The 13,954-nt window shown below is 53.0% G+C and carries 11 protein-coding genes and 1 pseudogene; 11 read left to right on the forward strand and 1 reads right to left on the reverse strand.

Annotated features, from left to right (window positions below; genetic code table 11):
- Nucleotides 1-3,154 (reverse strand): annotated as a pseudogene (locus OCV58_RS10080) (S-layer family protein); the annotation flags it as partial.
- Between the two features lie 618 nt (nucleotides 3,155-3,772).
- Here OCV58_RS10080 and tet(W) point away from each other — a divergent pair.
- From tet(W) to OCV58_RS10135, 11 genes are all read left to right on the forward strand, one after another.
- Nucleotides 3,773-5,692, forward strand: coding sequence for a tetracycline resistance ribosomal protection protein Tet(W) (gene tet(W), locus OCV58_RS10085; protein ID WP_002586627.1), 1,920 nt, complete (start codon nucleotides 3,773-3,775; stop codon nucleotides 5,690-5,692).
- A 50-nt stretch (nucleotides 5,693-5,742) separates the two neighbouring features.
- Nucleotides 5,743-6,510, forward strand: a complete 768-nt coding sequence (locus OCV58_RS10090; RefSeq protein WP_002586626.1) for a class I SAM-dependent methyltransferase — start codon at nucleotides 5,743-5,745, stop codon at nucleotides 6,508-6,510.
- Between the two features lie 171 nt (nucleotides 6,511-6,681).
- Nucleotides 6,682-7,104: a sigma-70 RNA polymerase sigma factor region 4 domain-containing protein gene (locus tag OCV58_RS10095; protein ID WP_002586616.1), complete on the forward strand. Its 423-nt coding sequence runs from the start codon at nucleotides 6,682-6,684 to the stop codon at nucleotides 7,102-7,104.
- The gene (locus OCV58_RS10100) at nucleotides 7,097-7,309 is read left to right on the forward strand and encodes a helix-turn-helix domain-containing protein (protein WP_002586615.1); all 213 of its coding nucleotides are present in this window, start codon (nucleotides 7,097-7,099) and stop codon (nucleotides 7,307-7,309) included. Before OCV58_RS10095 ends, OCV58_RS10100 begins: the two co-directional genes overlap by 8 nt.
- Nucleotides 7,310-7,830: 521 nt before the next feature.
- Entirely contained in the window at nucleotides 7,831-8,229 is a 399-nt protein-coding gene (locus tag OCV58_RS10105; RefSeq protein ID WP_009259638.1) for an IME relaxosome accessory protein, read from the forward strand.
- Complete coding sequence (locus OCV58_RS12270) at nucleotides 8,192-9,928, forward strand: relaxase/mobilization nuclease domain-containing protein (protein ID WP_449566821.1); 1,737 nt, start codon at nucleotides 8,192-8,194, stop codon at nucleotides 9,926-9,928. Before OCV58_RS10105 ends, OCV58_RS12270 begins: the two co-directional genes overlap by 38 nt.
- On the forward strand, nucleotides 9,918-10,304 hold the full coding sequence (locus tag OCV58_RS10115; protein WP_009259636.1) for an IME_Rho_tet family cysteine-rich VLP protein: 387 nt from the start codon (nucleotides 9,918-9,920) through the stop codon (nucleotides 10,302-10,304). The genes OCV58_RS12270 and OCV58_RS10115 overlap by 11 nt, the downstream gene beginning before the upstream one ends.
- Nucleotides 10,305-10,380: 76 nt before the next feature.
- Nucleotides 10,381-11,172: a replication initiator protein A gene (locus tag OCV58_RS10120; protein WP_258553999.1), complete on the forward strand. Its 792-nt coding sequence runs from the start codon at nucleotides 10,381-10,383 to the stop codon at nucleotides 11,170-11,172.
- On the forward strand, nucleotides 11,169-12,011 hold the full coding sequence (locus OCV58_RS10125) for an ATP-binding protein (RefSeq protein WP_009259634.1): 843 nt from the start codon (nucleotides 11,169-11,171) through the stop codon (nucleotides 12,009-12,011). Before OCV58_RS10120 ends, OCV58_RS10125 begins: the two co-directional genes overlap by 4 nt.
- A gap of 14 nt (nucleotides 12,012-12,025) precedes the next feature.
- A complete protein-coding gene (locus OCV58_RS10130) occupies nucleotides 12,026-12,214 on the forward strand; it encodes a transposon-encoded TnpW family protein (RefSeq protein ID WP_009259633.1) in 189 nt (62 codons plus the stop codon).
- A gap of 111 nt (nucleotides 12,215-12,325) precedes the next feature.
- Complete coding sequence (locus OCV58_RS10135) at nucleotides 12,326-13,945, forward strand: IME_Rho_tet family element recombinase (protein ID WP_009259632.1); 1,620 nt, start codon at nucleotides 12,326-12,328, stop codon at nucleotides 13,943-13,945.
- Nucleotides 13,946-13,954: the final 9 nt, after the last annotated feature.

Here is a 13,954-nt window from a genome sequence, read left to right on the forward strand (position 1 = left end):
CTTCATAGTTATCCTGCATCTTCTGCGTACCAATCATGATGCCAAGGCCTGCGCCCAATACGCCGGAAGATTTGACCTTCGTATAGGCCGTTGCTTTATCATACTGCATATCCGATGTCGTCGTCACATTGCACCCTGCCGCTACGGTCACGTCATTCTGGCCGGCAACGGCAGCCGCCGTCATATTCACGTCCTGTACGGCGCCCATCTGTACCTCTTTACCGGTAATCGTCGTACCGAGGACCGTCTGATGGTCGTCATGGGTACGGATAGTCGTCGTCGAACTCGACAGCAGCCCTGATTCCTTATGCTTCAGGCCAAAGTCGTCCACGGCAATTTCACGGCCCGTCGTAAGGTTGATATCCCGTCCGGCTGCCATGGCAACCGTGCCGTCATCGCTGTTGATATACGCCGCCCGCGCGTTGATATCCTGGCCTGCCTGGACAGCGACGCCGCCTTTGGCGTCAATCGACGTGCCAACTTCCGTCTGCCGCTGCGTCCGCAGGTAGTTATCGCTGTTAAGGGTCATGTCTTTTTTCGCCGACAAGGTCTGCGTTGTCAAGTTTACATCATTACCGGCATTCAGGATTACCGCACCGTTATCTCCCAAGGCCTGTAAGGTCGCCCCGGCAAGGTCGATATTATGGCCGGCTTCAACGAGCAGCACGCCATCGTCACCTGTCACGGCAATCCCTGCCGTGCGATTCAGCACATCCTGGTTGGCAAGATGCGTTGCCGTATTATCCATAACGACATCATGCTGAGCCGACAACTGCACGGAATCGGTCGCCGTCATCAGGCCGCACTGGTAAATATCCGATTCGCTTTGGATTCCAATGGCGCCGCCCTGAATACGGCCGGTGTTTTGTACCAGCCCTGCCTGAATTTGGACCGTCTTTCCCTGCAGCACGCCGCTGTTTTCCACAGCTTCTTTCGTATCGATCACGAGATTCTTGGCGCTCATCAGGCTGCCGTCGGCAGATAACGTCATATTGCTGTTAGCCCGCAGATAGACACGGGGATAGACGACCTCCTGCGGCTCGCCGTTTACCATGACCGTCTTCGTTTCCAGCCATACCATATCGCTGGTAAGGGCTGCGACCTGTTCCGGCGACAGGGATACGCCCGGCACGAGGCCCGTTTCTTTGGCATAGGCAATTCCTGCATCCATCAGGGCCTTATACTCTTCCATATCGCTGCTGTAGCCGTCCAGATACCGCTGTCCCGTCTGGTTTAAAATCTGGTCGCGGATGAGCTGTTGTTCGTAAAACCCATCGCCTAAGCGTTTCGGTACCCGTTCCGGGTCCCACTTCATTTGCTCGTACATGTAATCCGACGACAGGAAATTATGTTTGCTCGTAAAAGCCGAATCGGTTTCAATAAGGTATTTTGCCGTCGTATCCGGATTCAGGTTATACAGGGAACTCGTCAGGTTGCGGGACGCATCCTGCCACTGGCCAGGCGTCGCTGTGCTGCCCGACGTATCAATCGTAAACGGGTCCAGGAACTTATTGGCGTCATCCCGGGCTTCCTGCGTAATATCCTGCCCGGCAGGGGCATTATCTGAATGGTCTTCAAAGGAAGATACGTTCATCGGCGACGTATTGCCTTCCTCCACCTGCGGCGTCATGAATACTTCGTCGTTATACTTGCGGCGGCGCGATTTATGAGGCCAGCTACGCTTATAGGTATAGCTTCCCTGTGTCGTACCGAAGGTTACAGTCAGCTCCTGATTTTCTTTGGCCACATTCTCAACTTTACCTGTCGCCGTCATCGTATTTCCAGCCGCCATCTGGCTGTTTTCGTTGCGCAGGTCGCCGTTGATGGTCATATCCGCGCCGCTGCGGATGACGCCGGCATTCGTCGATTGGACAACATTTTCCGATGTTTGGGAATGGGTACGTATAATGGTATACGGATCGATCTTCTGGCTATCGGCAATGCCAAGCGCCGCATTATGCTTTTCTGCTTCGGCGTTGTGCTCCGTAATCTTAGTTTGCAACTGTTCCAGAAGCGCATTAAAACGGGTATCCCAGTCCGTCTGGGCCACGCCGGCTTCTTCCGGCCGGGCAGACGTCATCGGAGACAGCCCGAATGTTTCAAAAATCGGGTCATCCCAATCATAGTTGGCAATTTTAGACCCTACTGGATAAGCCGGATCTGCCGTTTCTCCCGGCCCCGGTTCTTCAACGATATCATAAGCAGGCTCGTAAATTTCCATCGCATTAGGGTGATGATAGGCGCCGTAGCCGCTGCTTAAATTCGAAAATTCGCTGCGGTCAAAGGCCTGCCCCTGTTCCGAATGTCCAGCCTGGTCTATACGTATCTTTTCCGGATTATTAACCCAGTCCCCGCCGACGCGCTTTGCGGAAAAGGCGTCGTTTTCATTGGACACCTGGGAAGCCGTCAGGCTAAGGTTTCCCATGCTGTCGATTGTCGCACCACGGTTCGTGATCGTATCGCCTGCCGTAATCGTCATATCGCCGCCGCTGTACAGCAGCGCGCCGGAACTGTTTAAGACAGACTTCGCCCCGGTAATGGTAAGCGTGTTCCGGGCCGCTATGGAACCGGATTTATGGGTCGCCATGTCTTCCTGGATGCCCTGCACGACGGCAAGCTGGTCGTCATAGGCTTTAGACGCCGCAGCAATCGCATCTTTATATTGCTGTTCCTGGGACGCATTCGTATACTTTGTGACGTCGGCACGATAAGCGTCGTCCAATGCCTGTTCCTTTTCCGCCAAGACGGCCATCGCCGCGGCTAATTGTTCTTCTAATTCTGTATTTTGCCGGTTTTCTATGGTATCCGCCGTAAGGGTAATATCGTCGCCGTATATACGGCCATTTTCATGGTTCTTAATGTGAGATGCTGTAATGGAAGCCGCCGCGTTGGCCGTGATGAGGCCCGTATTATCGACATCCCCCGTCGTAATTGCTACGTCATTTCCATTCAGCGTCCCCGTCTCTTTATTGGTAACTGCCGCAGCGGCATGAACCGTCAGGGTTTTGCCGCTTTCTATATCACGGATATTGGTCAGGCTGCCGTCTGTCGTAAGGGTAATATTTCCATCTGCTTTTATGGTTCCAAAGCCATCTGCGCTGGATTCGTTGGTCAAATGCTCATGTACGGTAAGGAAGCAAGCAACCGAAAACAAGAGATAGACCGCCAGCACTACACTATTCCGAACCAAAGACCAAAAGATAAGCATTGTGGGAAAATCTAAACTTTTGGATTTTCCTACAATGCCAACTACGGCGGAATCCCTCCCACTCCTTATATCTTTCTGTATACATTGAATTTGTATTTAGTAAAATGCAGACAACACCACGGATCGGCTTTTGGTTGGACAATTCCAACCAAACACCACAGCAGACAGCAGAAAACATTCTGAACGCTAGGAAGCCGGTATGATTGTTACATATAAGGGGAAGAAAAATTTCTTTTAGGTACTTGCTTTCCTAAAACTGATGTGATACAATGATTTAATCCAGAAAAGGAGTAAAAAATATGCGGCAAGGTATTCTTAAATAAAACTATAATCAAATAGTGGGAACAAAGGATTATGATAGCTCCTTTTGTAGGGGCTTAGTTTTTTGTACCCAATTTAAGAATACTTTTGCCTTATCAATTTTGACATATCCCCAAAAACAGCAATCACAAACAGGTGTATGCTGTATATGTGTATGTCCGCAACTTATAATCCCCAGTGGTAAAAGTATTTTACTGCTGGGGATTTTTATGCCCTTTGGGGCTGTAAAGGGAGGACAATCACATGAAAATAATCAATATTGGAATTCTTGCCCATGTAGACGCTGGAAAGACGACCTTGACGGAGAGCCTGCTATATGCCAGCGGAGCCATTTCAGAACCGGGGAGCGTCGAAAAAGGGACAACGAGGACGGACACCATGTTTTTGGAGCGGCAGCGTGGGATTACCATTCAAGCGGCAGTCACTTCCTTCCAGTGGCACAGATGTAAAGTTAACATTGTGGATACGCCCGGCCACATGGATTTTTTGGCGGAGGTGTACCGCTCTTTGGCTGTTTTAGATGGGGCCATCTTGGTGATCTCCGCTAAAGATGGCGTGCAGGCCCAGACCCGTATTCTGTTCCATGCCCTGCGGAAAATGAACATTCCCACCGTTATCTTTATCAACAAGATCGACCAGGCTGGCGTTGATTTGCAGAGCGTGGTTCAGTCTGTTCGGGATAAGCTCTCCGCCGATATTATCATCAAGCAGACGGTGTCGCTGTCCCCGGAAATAGTCCTGGAGGAAAATACCGACATAGAAGCATGGGATGCGGTCATCGAAAATAACGATGAATTATTGGAAAAGTATATCGCAGGAGAACCAATCAGCCGGGAAAAACTTGCGCGGGAGGAACAGCAGCGGGTTCAAGACGCCTCCCTGTTCCCAGTCTATCATGGCAGCGCCAAAAATGGCCTTGGCATTCAACCGTTGATGGATGCGGTGACAGGGCTGTTCCAACCGATTGGGGAACAGGGGGGCGCCGCCCTATGCGGCAGCGTTTTCAAGGTTGAGTACACCGATTGCGGCCAGCGGCGTGTCTATCTACGGTTATACAGCGGAACGCTGCGCCTGCGGGATACGGTGGCCCTGGCCGGGAGAGAAAAGCTGAAAATCACAGAGATGCGTATTCCATCCAAAGGGGAAATTGTTCGGACAGACACCGCTTATCAGGGTGAAATTGTTATCCTTCCCAGCGACAGCGTGAGGTTAAACGATGTATTAGGGGACCAAACCCGGCTCCCTCGTAAAAGGTGGCGCGAGGACCCCCTCCCCATGCTGCGGACGACGATTGCGCCGAAAACGGCAGCGCAAAGAGAACGGCTGCTGGACGCTCTTACGCAACTTGCGGATACTGACCCGCTTTTGCGTTGCGAAGTGGATTCCATCACCCATGAGATCATTCTTTCTTTTTTGGGCCGGGTGCAGTTGGAGGTTGTTTCCGCTTTGCTGTCGGAAAAATACAAGCTTGAAACAGTGGTAAAGGAACCCTCCGTCATTTATATGGAGCGGCCGCTCAAAGCAGCCAGCCACACCATCCATATCGAGGTGCCGCCCAACCCGTTTTGGGCATCCATAGGACTGTCTGTTACACCACTCTCGCTTGGCTCCGGTGTACAATACGAGAGCCGGGTTTCGCTGGGATACTTGAACCAGAGTTTTCAAAACGCTGTCAGGGATGGTATCCGTTACGGGCTGGAGCAGGGCTTGTTCGGCTGGAACGTAACGGACTGTAAGATTTGCTTTGAATACGGGCTTTATTACAGTCCGGTCAGCACGCCGGCGGACTTCCGCTCATTGGCCCCGATTGTATTGGAACAGGCATTGAAGGAATCGGGGACGCAGCTGCTGGAACCTTATCTCTCCTTCATCCTCTATGCGCCCCAGGAATACCTTTCCAGGGCTTATCATGATGCACCGAAATACTGTGCCACCATCGAAACGGCCCAGGTAAAAAAGGATGAAGTTGTCTTTACTGGCGAGATTCCCGCCCGCTGTATACAGGCATACCGTACTGATCTGGCCTTTTACACCAACGGGCGGAGCGTATGCCTTACAGAGCTGAAAGGATATCAGGCCGCTGTCGGTCAGCCGGTCATCCAGCCCCGCCGTCCAAACAGCCGCCTGGACAAGGTGCGCCATATGTTTCAGAAGGTAATGTAAAGATACATAATCGTCAAGACGGCAACAATCAGAAGTTATGGAGGGTAACAATGGAATATAGTAAGGAAGATTTAATGGAAGCAAAAAAGCAAATTTGGGGAGTGGGAGAGAACATGGGAACAGAGGAAAGTAAAAAAATCTGGGAGGAGAACGCACAATTTTGGGATAATGCAATGGGTGACGAATCTAATGAATTTCACAGAGAGGTAGTGCGTCCCAAAGTAACGGAACTTCTATCTCCTAATCCTGCGGATTACATTTTGGATATTGCGTGTGGCAATGGAAATTATTCTTCGTATCTTGCACAAAGAGGCGCTTCGGTTGTCGCTTTTGATTACAGCAAAAAAATGATAGAATTGGCTAAAAGACGGCAATCACAATATGCAAAACAAATTGAATTTTGTGTGGCGGATGCGACCGATAGAAAAAGTATATTAGAATTAAAAAGAAATCGAGCCTTTACGAAAGCAGTTTCTAATATGGCAATTATGGATATTACGGATATTGAACCACTTCTTATGGCTGTTTATGAACTGTTGCAGGAAAGCGGAATTTTTGTCTTTGCAACGCAACACCCTTGTTTTGTCACGTTGACTGAAAAATATATGACACCGCACAGTTACTATGATATAGCGATTGAAGGGCAACCGAAAGAGCAGATTTATTATCATCGTTCCATACAAGATATTTTTAACCTTTGTTTTAGAGCTGGATTTGTCATTGATGGATTTTATGAAGAATGTTTTAAAACCAACAAAGAAATTCCTATGGTAATGATAGTAAGGCTTAAGAAGGTAAAACGTGATAGCTTAAAATAAATTCAAGTTTGTCGGGTAAATAGCAAACCCAGCCGAGCCAGTCAACGGTCAAGATGAACGGCGCATATGCGCAGCCGTTGACAGCCCCGCCCGCCTTTGCTGGTAGGCAATCAAGGGGCGACAGCAAGAAGTGCCACCGCCCCGCACTATTATTCAGAAAGGGGAATTTCCATGACCGACCAGATAGCCTATCAAGAATATATCCAGCGCAGGTACAACGCCTTTTGCAAGACTGTTATCCGCTGTGCCGCCTTGGACAAGATTTTGAAGCTTAAACGGCAATGGGAACGGCAAGTTTCCCTTGACTATCTGATGAACGAGAAGTTTGTCCAGTTTGCCGCGTCGGAGCCGGACGAGGAATACCCATTTACCGTCTGCGGTCAGACCGTCCTGCTCTGCAACGCCGCCCTTGCCGACGCGATCTCTGTTTTGCCGGAGCAGACGCGGGAAGAAATCCTGCGCTATTACTTTCTGCGCCAGCCGCAGCGCGTGATCGGCGCGTGTATTGGCCGGTCACGCAGCACAGCGGGGCGGCATATCCAGCTTGCCTTGCAGCGGCTACGCGAAGAAATGGGGGTGAGCCGGTATGAGTAGACTTCTCCCCTATGAAACAATCCTCAAAGCCCGTGAGGGCGACCCAGAAGCCGTGAACGCTGTCCTGCTCCACTACGCCGGATATATCCGCTATTTCTCAAAAGTGAACGGGCAGGTCAACGCCGAGGTGGAGGACTATGTAAAGCAGCGGTTAATTGACTGTCAATTCAAGTTCCGGCTTGACGAACCACCGGACAAGTCATAAAAACTGAATACCAGCCGCCACCGACGCGGCCAGCGAAAGCAGTAAGTCTTGAAAAAGATTTACTGCTTTTTTTGTTGTCCGGCTCCGCTCCCGGCCATTTTGCCCCCTGCCGGTTGTAGTAGTAAGCGAGGAGGGAATTTTTCTGCCCTGGTGTTTGGCATTTGGAGCATTTACCCGTAGTAGAGGGCAAAGAGAAAGGATTTCTCCAACACCGGGTAGAAACCACTGCGTCCGGTGTCATTTTAGCGAAAGCGGGCAGGAATGCCCTTTACAGGATTAGTAGTAGCAGAAAAAGAGAAACAAACTTTTGTGGTTGCAGTTTTCCAAAAAAGTGGCGGACGGAAGTGAGAGAAAGTTTGCAGTCACGGAGAGCAAGTTTCTACCACGGTGCCAAAATCCGCAATTCTGCGGTTTTGCCCCTCGCGGGAAACTTGTTGGGGAGTGCCTTCCCCAAACCCTGCTATGCGGCTTGCGCCGCTTATCCCCGCCGCGCTCATGCGGCAAGAAAGGAGGTCACGACCATGCGAAAGAAATACAACACACCCCACCGCAGCCGCGTTGTGAAAACCCGGCTGTCCGAAGATGAATACGCCGACTTCACAGCGCGGCTTGCGCCCTATGGTATCAGCCAGTCGGAATTTCTCCGGCAGGCGATACGGCGCACGACCATACGCCCCGTTATCCATGTGTCAGCGGTCAATGATGAACTGCTTTCCGCTGTTGGAAAGCTGGCCGCCGAGTACGGCAGGATCGGCGGCAATCTCAATCAGATTGCCCGGTATCTGAACGAGTACGGCGCACCTTACAATGCGCTGTCCGGCGAGGTGCGCGCTGCCATAGCCGACCTTGCCGCCCTCAAGTATGAAGTCCTCAAGAAAGTAGGTGACGCGGTTGGCAACACTCAAGCATATCAACTCTAAAAATGCCGACTACGGAGCCGCCGAGCAATACCTGCTTTTTGAGCATGACGAGTTTACCATGAAGCCCGTCCTTGATGAAACCGGCAGGCTTATCCCCCGCGAGGACTACCGGCTGTCCACACTGAACTGCGACGGGGAGGATTTTGCCGTTGCGTGTATGCGGGCAAATCTCCGATACGGAAAGAACCAGCAGCGGGAAGATGTAAAAAGCCACCACTATATCATCAGCTTTGACCCACGGGACGGCCCGGACAATGGCTTGACCGTAGACCGGGCGCAGGCATTGGGGGAGCAATTCTGTAAAGAGCATTTCCCCGGCCACCAAGCCCTTGTATGCACCCACCCGGACGGGCATAACCACAGCGGCAACATTCATGTGCATATCGTTATCAATTCGCTGCGGATAGAGGAAGTGCCGTTCCTGCCCTATATGGACAGGCCAGCCGATACAAAGGCCGGTTGCAAGCACCGCTGTACCGACGCAGCCTTGCGCTACTTCAAGTCCGAAGTCATGGAGATGTGCCACCGGGAGGGGCTTTACCAAATCGACCTCTTGAACGGCAGTAAGAACCGCGTGACCGACCGGGAGTATTGGGCGCAGAAAAAAGGACAGGCCAAGCTGGACAGGCAGAACGCCCCCATGATTGCAGGCGGTATCACGCCCCGGCAGACCAAGTTTGAAACGAACAAAGAGAAGCTGCGGCAGACCATACGGAAAGCCCTTGCCACCGCCGCCAGCTTTGACGAATTTTCCTCTCTGCTGCTGCGGGAGGGCGTGAGCGTTAAGGAGAGCCGTGGGCGGCTTTCCTACCTCACGCCGGACAGGACGAAGCCCATTACCGCCCGGAAGCTGGGCGACGACTTTGACCGCGCCGCTGTCTTTGCCGTTTTGGAGCAGAACGCCGCCAGAGCCACAGAAAAGGCCGCAGCCATACCCGAATACCCCCGGCATGGGAAAACCGGCATACAGCCTACAAAAGCCCCACAAACCGCCCCGAAACTCGTCGGCGCAAGCTCCATATCCTTCGCTTCCCCGCAAGCGGGAAAGCTCACTCATTCCGCTGCTTCTCCTCTCCCCGCAAAGCCAGACGGCTTTGCGGGGGCCCCAAGTGTGCAGCGGCTTGTGGACATTGAAAAGAAGCTGGCCGAGGGCAAAGGCCGGGGCTATGAACACTGGGCGAAGATACACAATCTGAAGCAGGCAGCCAAGACGCTGAATGTGTATCAGGAATACGGCTTTACTTCCCCGGAGCAGTTAGAAGCCGCTGTTGATACCGCCTATCAGGAAATGCGCCAGACCAGCGGCGAACTGAAAGCACTGGAAACCAAGCTACAAGGGAAAAAGGAGTTGCAGCAACAGGTACTTGCCTATGCCAAGACCAAGCCCGCCCGTGACGGGCTGCGGGCGCAGAAATCGCAGAAAGCCCGTGACGCATACCGGCAGGCAAACGAGAGCGATTTTATCATAGCCGACGCAGCCGCCCGGTATTTCAAGGCGCATGGCATTACCAAGCTGCCCGCCCGGAAAGCGTTGCAGGCCGAGATCGAGCAGCTTATCTCCGAGAAAGACGGCCTGTATAACACCTATCACGAACAGAAACAGCGGTTCAAGGAGTTGCAGACCGTCAAGCGGAACATCGACCAGATTTTGCGCCGGAACGAGCCGCACCGCAGAAAGGAGCAGAGCCATGAGCGATAAGTTACCGAGAATGGACTACCGCCAGCATCGGCGGGCGCGGCGGCTGGTACATGAGTGTTGTAACTACGACGAGGGAAACTGCCTGCTGTTAGACGACGGGGAGCCTTGCGTGTGCGTCCAGAGCATTTCCCTTTCCCTCATGTGCCGCTGGTTCCGTGTGGCTGTTCTGCCCCTTGACGGGGAACTGGCCGCAGCCCTCTTGCACCGAGGGAGCCGGAAACGCTGCGCCGTCTGCGGGGCGGCATTTGTCCCCAAATCCAACCGGGGGAAATACTGTCCCGGCTGCGCCGGACGCATGAAGAAAATCAAAGCCGCCGAGAGAAAGCGGAAACAAAGGCAGAAATGTCACGCTTTAGAGCCTTTCAAACCCGCATAAATCAAGGCTTTTTTCGTGGGTGTCAAAGGGTACGCGATACATTTATCCTTTTCCACCGGAAACGCCGTTCTAAGGCGTGACAAAACGCCAAAATCAACCCGAAACACAGGGAGGTGATACTATCGCTGATTATATCATGGCAGACACGCCGCTGCCTATCTATCTGCCCTACCCCCGTTTCCTGCTGAAAATGGAGATTTCCCAGACCGCCAAGCTGCTGTATTCGCTGCTGTTAGACCGTTCCACACTTTCCCAGAAGAACAAGTGGCAGGACGACGAGGGCAGGATATATATTATCTATCCCATCGCGGAGATAGCCGAAATACTGGATAAGGGCAGCACCACCATAAAGGGGGCGCTTAATGAACTGGACATGGCGGGGCTGCTGGAACGGGAACGGGGCGGCTTCTCCGCACCGAACCGCCTATATGTGAAAGTGCCGCGTGTGCCACAGGTACAGTTTTCCGACCAACTGATGGCCGGAAATCCGACCCTCATAGAGCCGGAAAACCGTCCTACTGATGGTCAGAAAACCGACCTTATGATGGTCGGAAAACCGTCCCCTAACCAAACTACTATAAACAACCTTACAGAGAGCCAAACAATGGGAGTGAGTGGGGAGCCGCCCGCGCCCTATGGCCGATACCAGAATATTTTTCTGTCGCAGACCGAATACGACGAGTTGCAGGCAGAGTACCCCGACAGGTTGGAACGGTTCATCGAGGAAATGAGCCGCTACCTTGCCGCCAACGGGAAAAGTTATCAGAACTATGCCGCCGCCCTGCGGATATGGGCGGGGAACGACAAAAAGAAAGCCCCGAAAAAGGGCATACCAGACTACTCATGCAAGGAGGGCGAGAGTTTATGAAGAACGAAATCAACGCTGTTTTGGAGAATATGACGGCCACCACCCCGGAGCCGGAGGACTACACCGGCGAGGACGGTTTACTGTACTGCGGCAAGTGCCGCAAGCCGAAAGAAGCCTATTTTGCGCCGGATAAGGCTGCTATCTTTGGCCGTGACCGCCACCCGGCAGAGTGCGACTGTCAGAGAGCCGCCCGCGAGGAACGGGAGGCCGCAGAGAAGCGGCGCAGGCACCTTGACACCGTGGAGGAACTGAAACGCCGGGGCTTTACCGACCCCACCATGCGGGACTGGACTTTTGAGAACGACAACGGCAGAAATCCGCAGGCCGGGATTGCCCGCCGGTATGTGGAACACTGGGAGGATATGCGAGCCGACAATATCGGCTGCCTGTTCTGGGGCGGCGTGGGAACCGGGAAAAGCTACCTTGCGGGCTGTATTGCAAACGCCCTCATGGAGAAAGAAATCCCCGTCCACATGACGAACTTTGCCCTTATCCTCAACGACCTTGCCGCCAGCTTTGAGAACCGCAACGAGTACATTTCCCGCCTTTGCCGCTATCCGCTGCTTATCCTTGACGACTTCGGCATGGAGCGCGGCACCGAGTATGGATTGGAACAGGTTTTCAATGTGATTGACAGCCGTTACCGTAGCGGCAAGCCGCTGATCGTCACGACCAACCTCACGCTGGACGACCTGCGGAACCCGGAGGACACCGCCCATTCCCGGATTTATGACCGCCTGCTTTCCATGTGCGTCCCGGTACGCTTTACCGGCGACAACTTCCGGCAGGAAACCGCGCAGCGGAAAATGGAGAGCATGAAGAAACTGATTACCGACTGAAAGGAGTATTGCCTATGGCAGATAGACAGCAGCACGACACCCGCACCACCCGCCGCCCCGACTGCGTGACGGAAATCCGCATGGGCAATTCCGTCCTTGTCGTGTCCGGCTATTTCAAGAAAGACACCACGACCACCGCCGCCGACAAAATGGCGCGGGTACTGGAAGCGGAAGCCGCTGCTACACAAAAATCGGCAATTTGACAAATCATAAAGAAGCTGATTTTACACTTTTGCCGCTATACAGCCCGCCCTATTCCGTGGTACAATGAAACCACGGAATAGTGGGGCTGGCTGTCGGAAACGGAGGATTTTATGTTAAGACAAGCCACCCAAAACCTCATTACCGCCCTTTATCCGAGATTGTCCCATGAGGACGAATTGCAAGGCGAGAGCAATTCCATATCGAACCAGAAAAGGATTTTGGAAACCTACGCCAAGCAGAACGGCTTTACCAATCTGCGCTGGTACACCGACGACGGCTTCTCCGGCGCAAACTTTCAAAGACCCGGTTTTCAAGCCATGCTTGCAGACATTGAAGCCGGGAAAGTGGGTACGGTCATAGTCAAGGACATGAGCCGGTTAGGGCGAAACTACTTGCAGGTAGGGTTTTACACGGAAATGCTGTTCCCCCAAAAGGGAGTGCGTTTTATCGCTGTCAACGACAATGTGGACAGCGCAAACGGCGGCATGGACAACGATTTTACCCCTCTGCGAAATCTGTTCAATGAATGGCTGGTGAGAGATACGAGCAAGAAAATCAAGGCAGTAAAACGAGCAAAAGGCATGAGCGGCAAGCCTGTTACCAGCAAGCCGGTCTATGGCTACCTCATGGACGAGGACGAGAACTATATCGTTGACGAGGAAACCGCGCCGGTTGTCCAGCAGATATACCAGCTTTGCCTTGCCGGGAACGGACCGACCAAGATTGCCCGTATGCTTACGGAGCAGCAAATCCCCACGCCGGGGACGCTGGAATACCGCAGGACGGGCAGCACCCGCCGCTACCACCCCGGCTATGAGTGCAAGTGGGCGACGAACACCGTCGTGCATATCCTCGAAAACCGGGAGTACACCGGCTGTCTGGTGAACTTCAAGACGGAGAAGCCCTCTTACAAGGTCAAGCACAGTGTAGAGAACCCCGTGGAGAAGCAGGCCATTTTTGAGAACCACCATGAGCCTATCATAGACCGGGAAACATGGGAGCGCGTGCAGGAGTTACGCAAGCAACGCAAACGCCCGAACCGCTATGATGAAGTGGGGCTGTTCTCCGGTATGCTGTTCTGCGCCGACTGCGGCCATGTGATGTACCAGCAGCGGTATCAGAACAAAACCCGCAAGCAGGACTGTTACATCTGCGGCAGCTACAAGAAGCGCACCCGCGACTGTACGGCGCACTTTATCCGCACCGACCTGTTGACCGCCGGTGTCCTCTCCAATCTCCGGCAAGTAACGGAATATGCCGCCAAGCATGAGAGCCGCTTTGTGAAGCTGCTTATCCAGCAGAACGAGATCGGCGGCAAGAGAAAGACCGCCGCAGCCACCAAGCAGCTTGAACAGGCGCAGGAGCGCATTGCCGAAGTGAGCCGCATTATCAAGCGGCTGTATGAGGACAATGTAAACGGCAAAATCAGCGACGAGCGTTTCATGGAACTGTCGGCAGACTATGAGCAGGAGCAGCGGGAACTGAAAGACCGCGCCGCCGCTTTGCAGGCCGAACTGGACAAGTCGCAGGCCGCCACCGTCAACGCGGAAAAGTTTATGGGTATCGTCCGAAAGCACCTTGCCTTTGAGGAATTGACCCCCACCCTCTTGCGGGAAATGATTGAAAAAATCGTCGTGCATGAGTGCAGCTATGACGAGAACGGCACCCGCAGGCAGGACATTGAGATTTATTACAGCTTTGTCGGCAAGATTGACTTGCCCGAAGCCTAACGCCCGACC

The sequence above is a fragment of the Megasphaera stantonii genome, from assembly GCF_025567065.1.
In the GTDB taxonomy this organism is placed as follows: Bacteria; Bacillota; Negativicutes; order Veillonellales; family Megasphaeraceae; genus Megasphaera; species Megasphaera stantonii.

What these genes read in the sequence shown, in the direction of transcription:
- OCV58_RS10105 (WP_009259638.1), top strand. Translation starts at nt 7,831, where the DNA reads ATGCGAAAGAAATACAACACACCCCACCGCAGCCGCGTTGTGAAAACC.
- OCV58_RS10090 (WP_002586626.1), top strand. Translation starts at nt 5,743, where the DNA reads ATGGAATATAGTAAGGAAGATTTAATGGAAGCAAAAAAGCAAATTTGG.
- OCV58_RS10130 (WP_009259633.1), top strand. Translation starts at nt 12,026, where the DNA reads ATGGCAGATAGACAGCAGCACGACACCCGCACCACCCGCCGCCCCGAC.
- OCV58_RS10095 (WP_002586616.1), top strand. Translation starts at nt 6,682, where the DNA reads ATGACCGACCAGATAGCCTATCAAGAATATATCCAGCGCAGGTACAAC.
- OCV58_RS10135 (WP_009259632.1), top strand. Translation starts at nt 12,326, where the DNA reads ATGTTAAGACAAGCCACCCAAAACCTCATTACCGCCCTTTATCCGAGA.
- OCV58_RS10100 (WP_002586615.1), top strand. Translation starts at nt 7,097, where the DNA reads ATGAGTAGACTTCTCCCCTATGAAACAATCCTCAAAGCCCGTGAGGGC.
- OCV58_RS10115 (WP_009259636.1), top strand. Translation starts at nt 9,918, where the DNA reads ATGAGCGATAAGTTACCGAGAATGGACTACCGCCAGCATCGGCGGGCG.
- OCV58_RS10125 (WP_009259634.1), top strand. Translation starts at nt 11,169, where the DNA reads ATGAAGAACGAAATCAACGCTGTTTTGGAGAATATGACGGCCACCACC.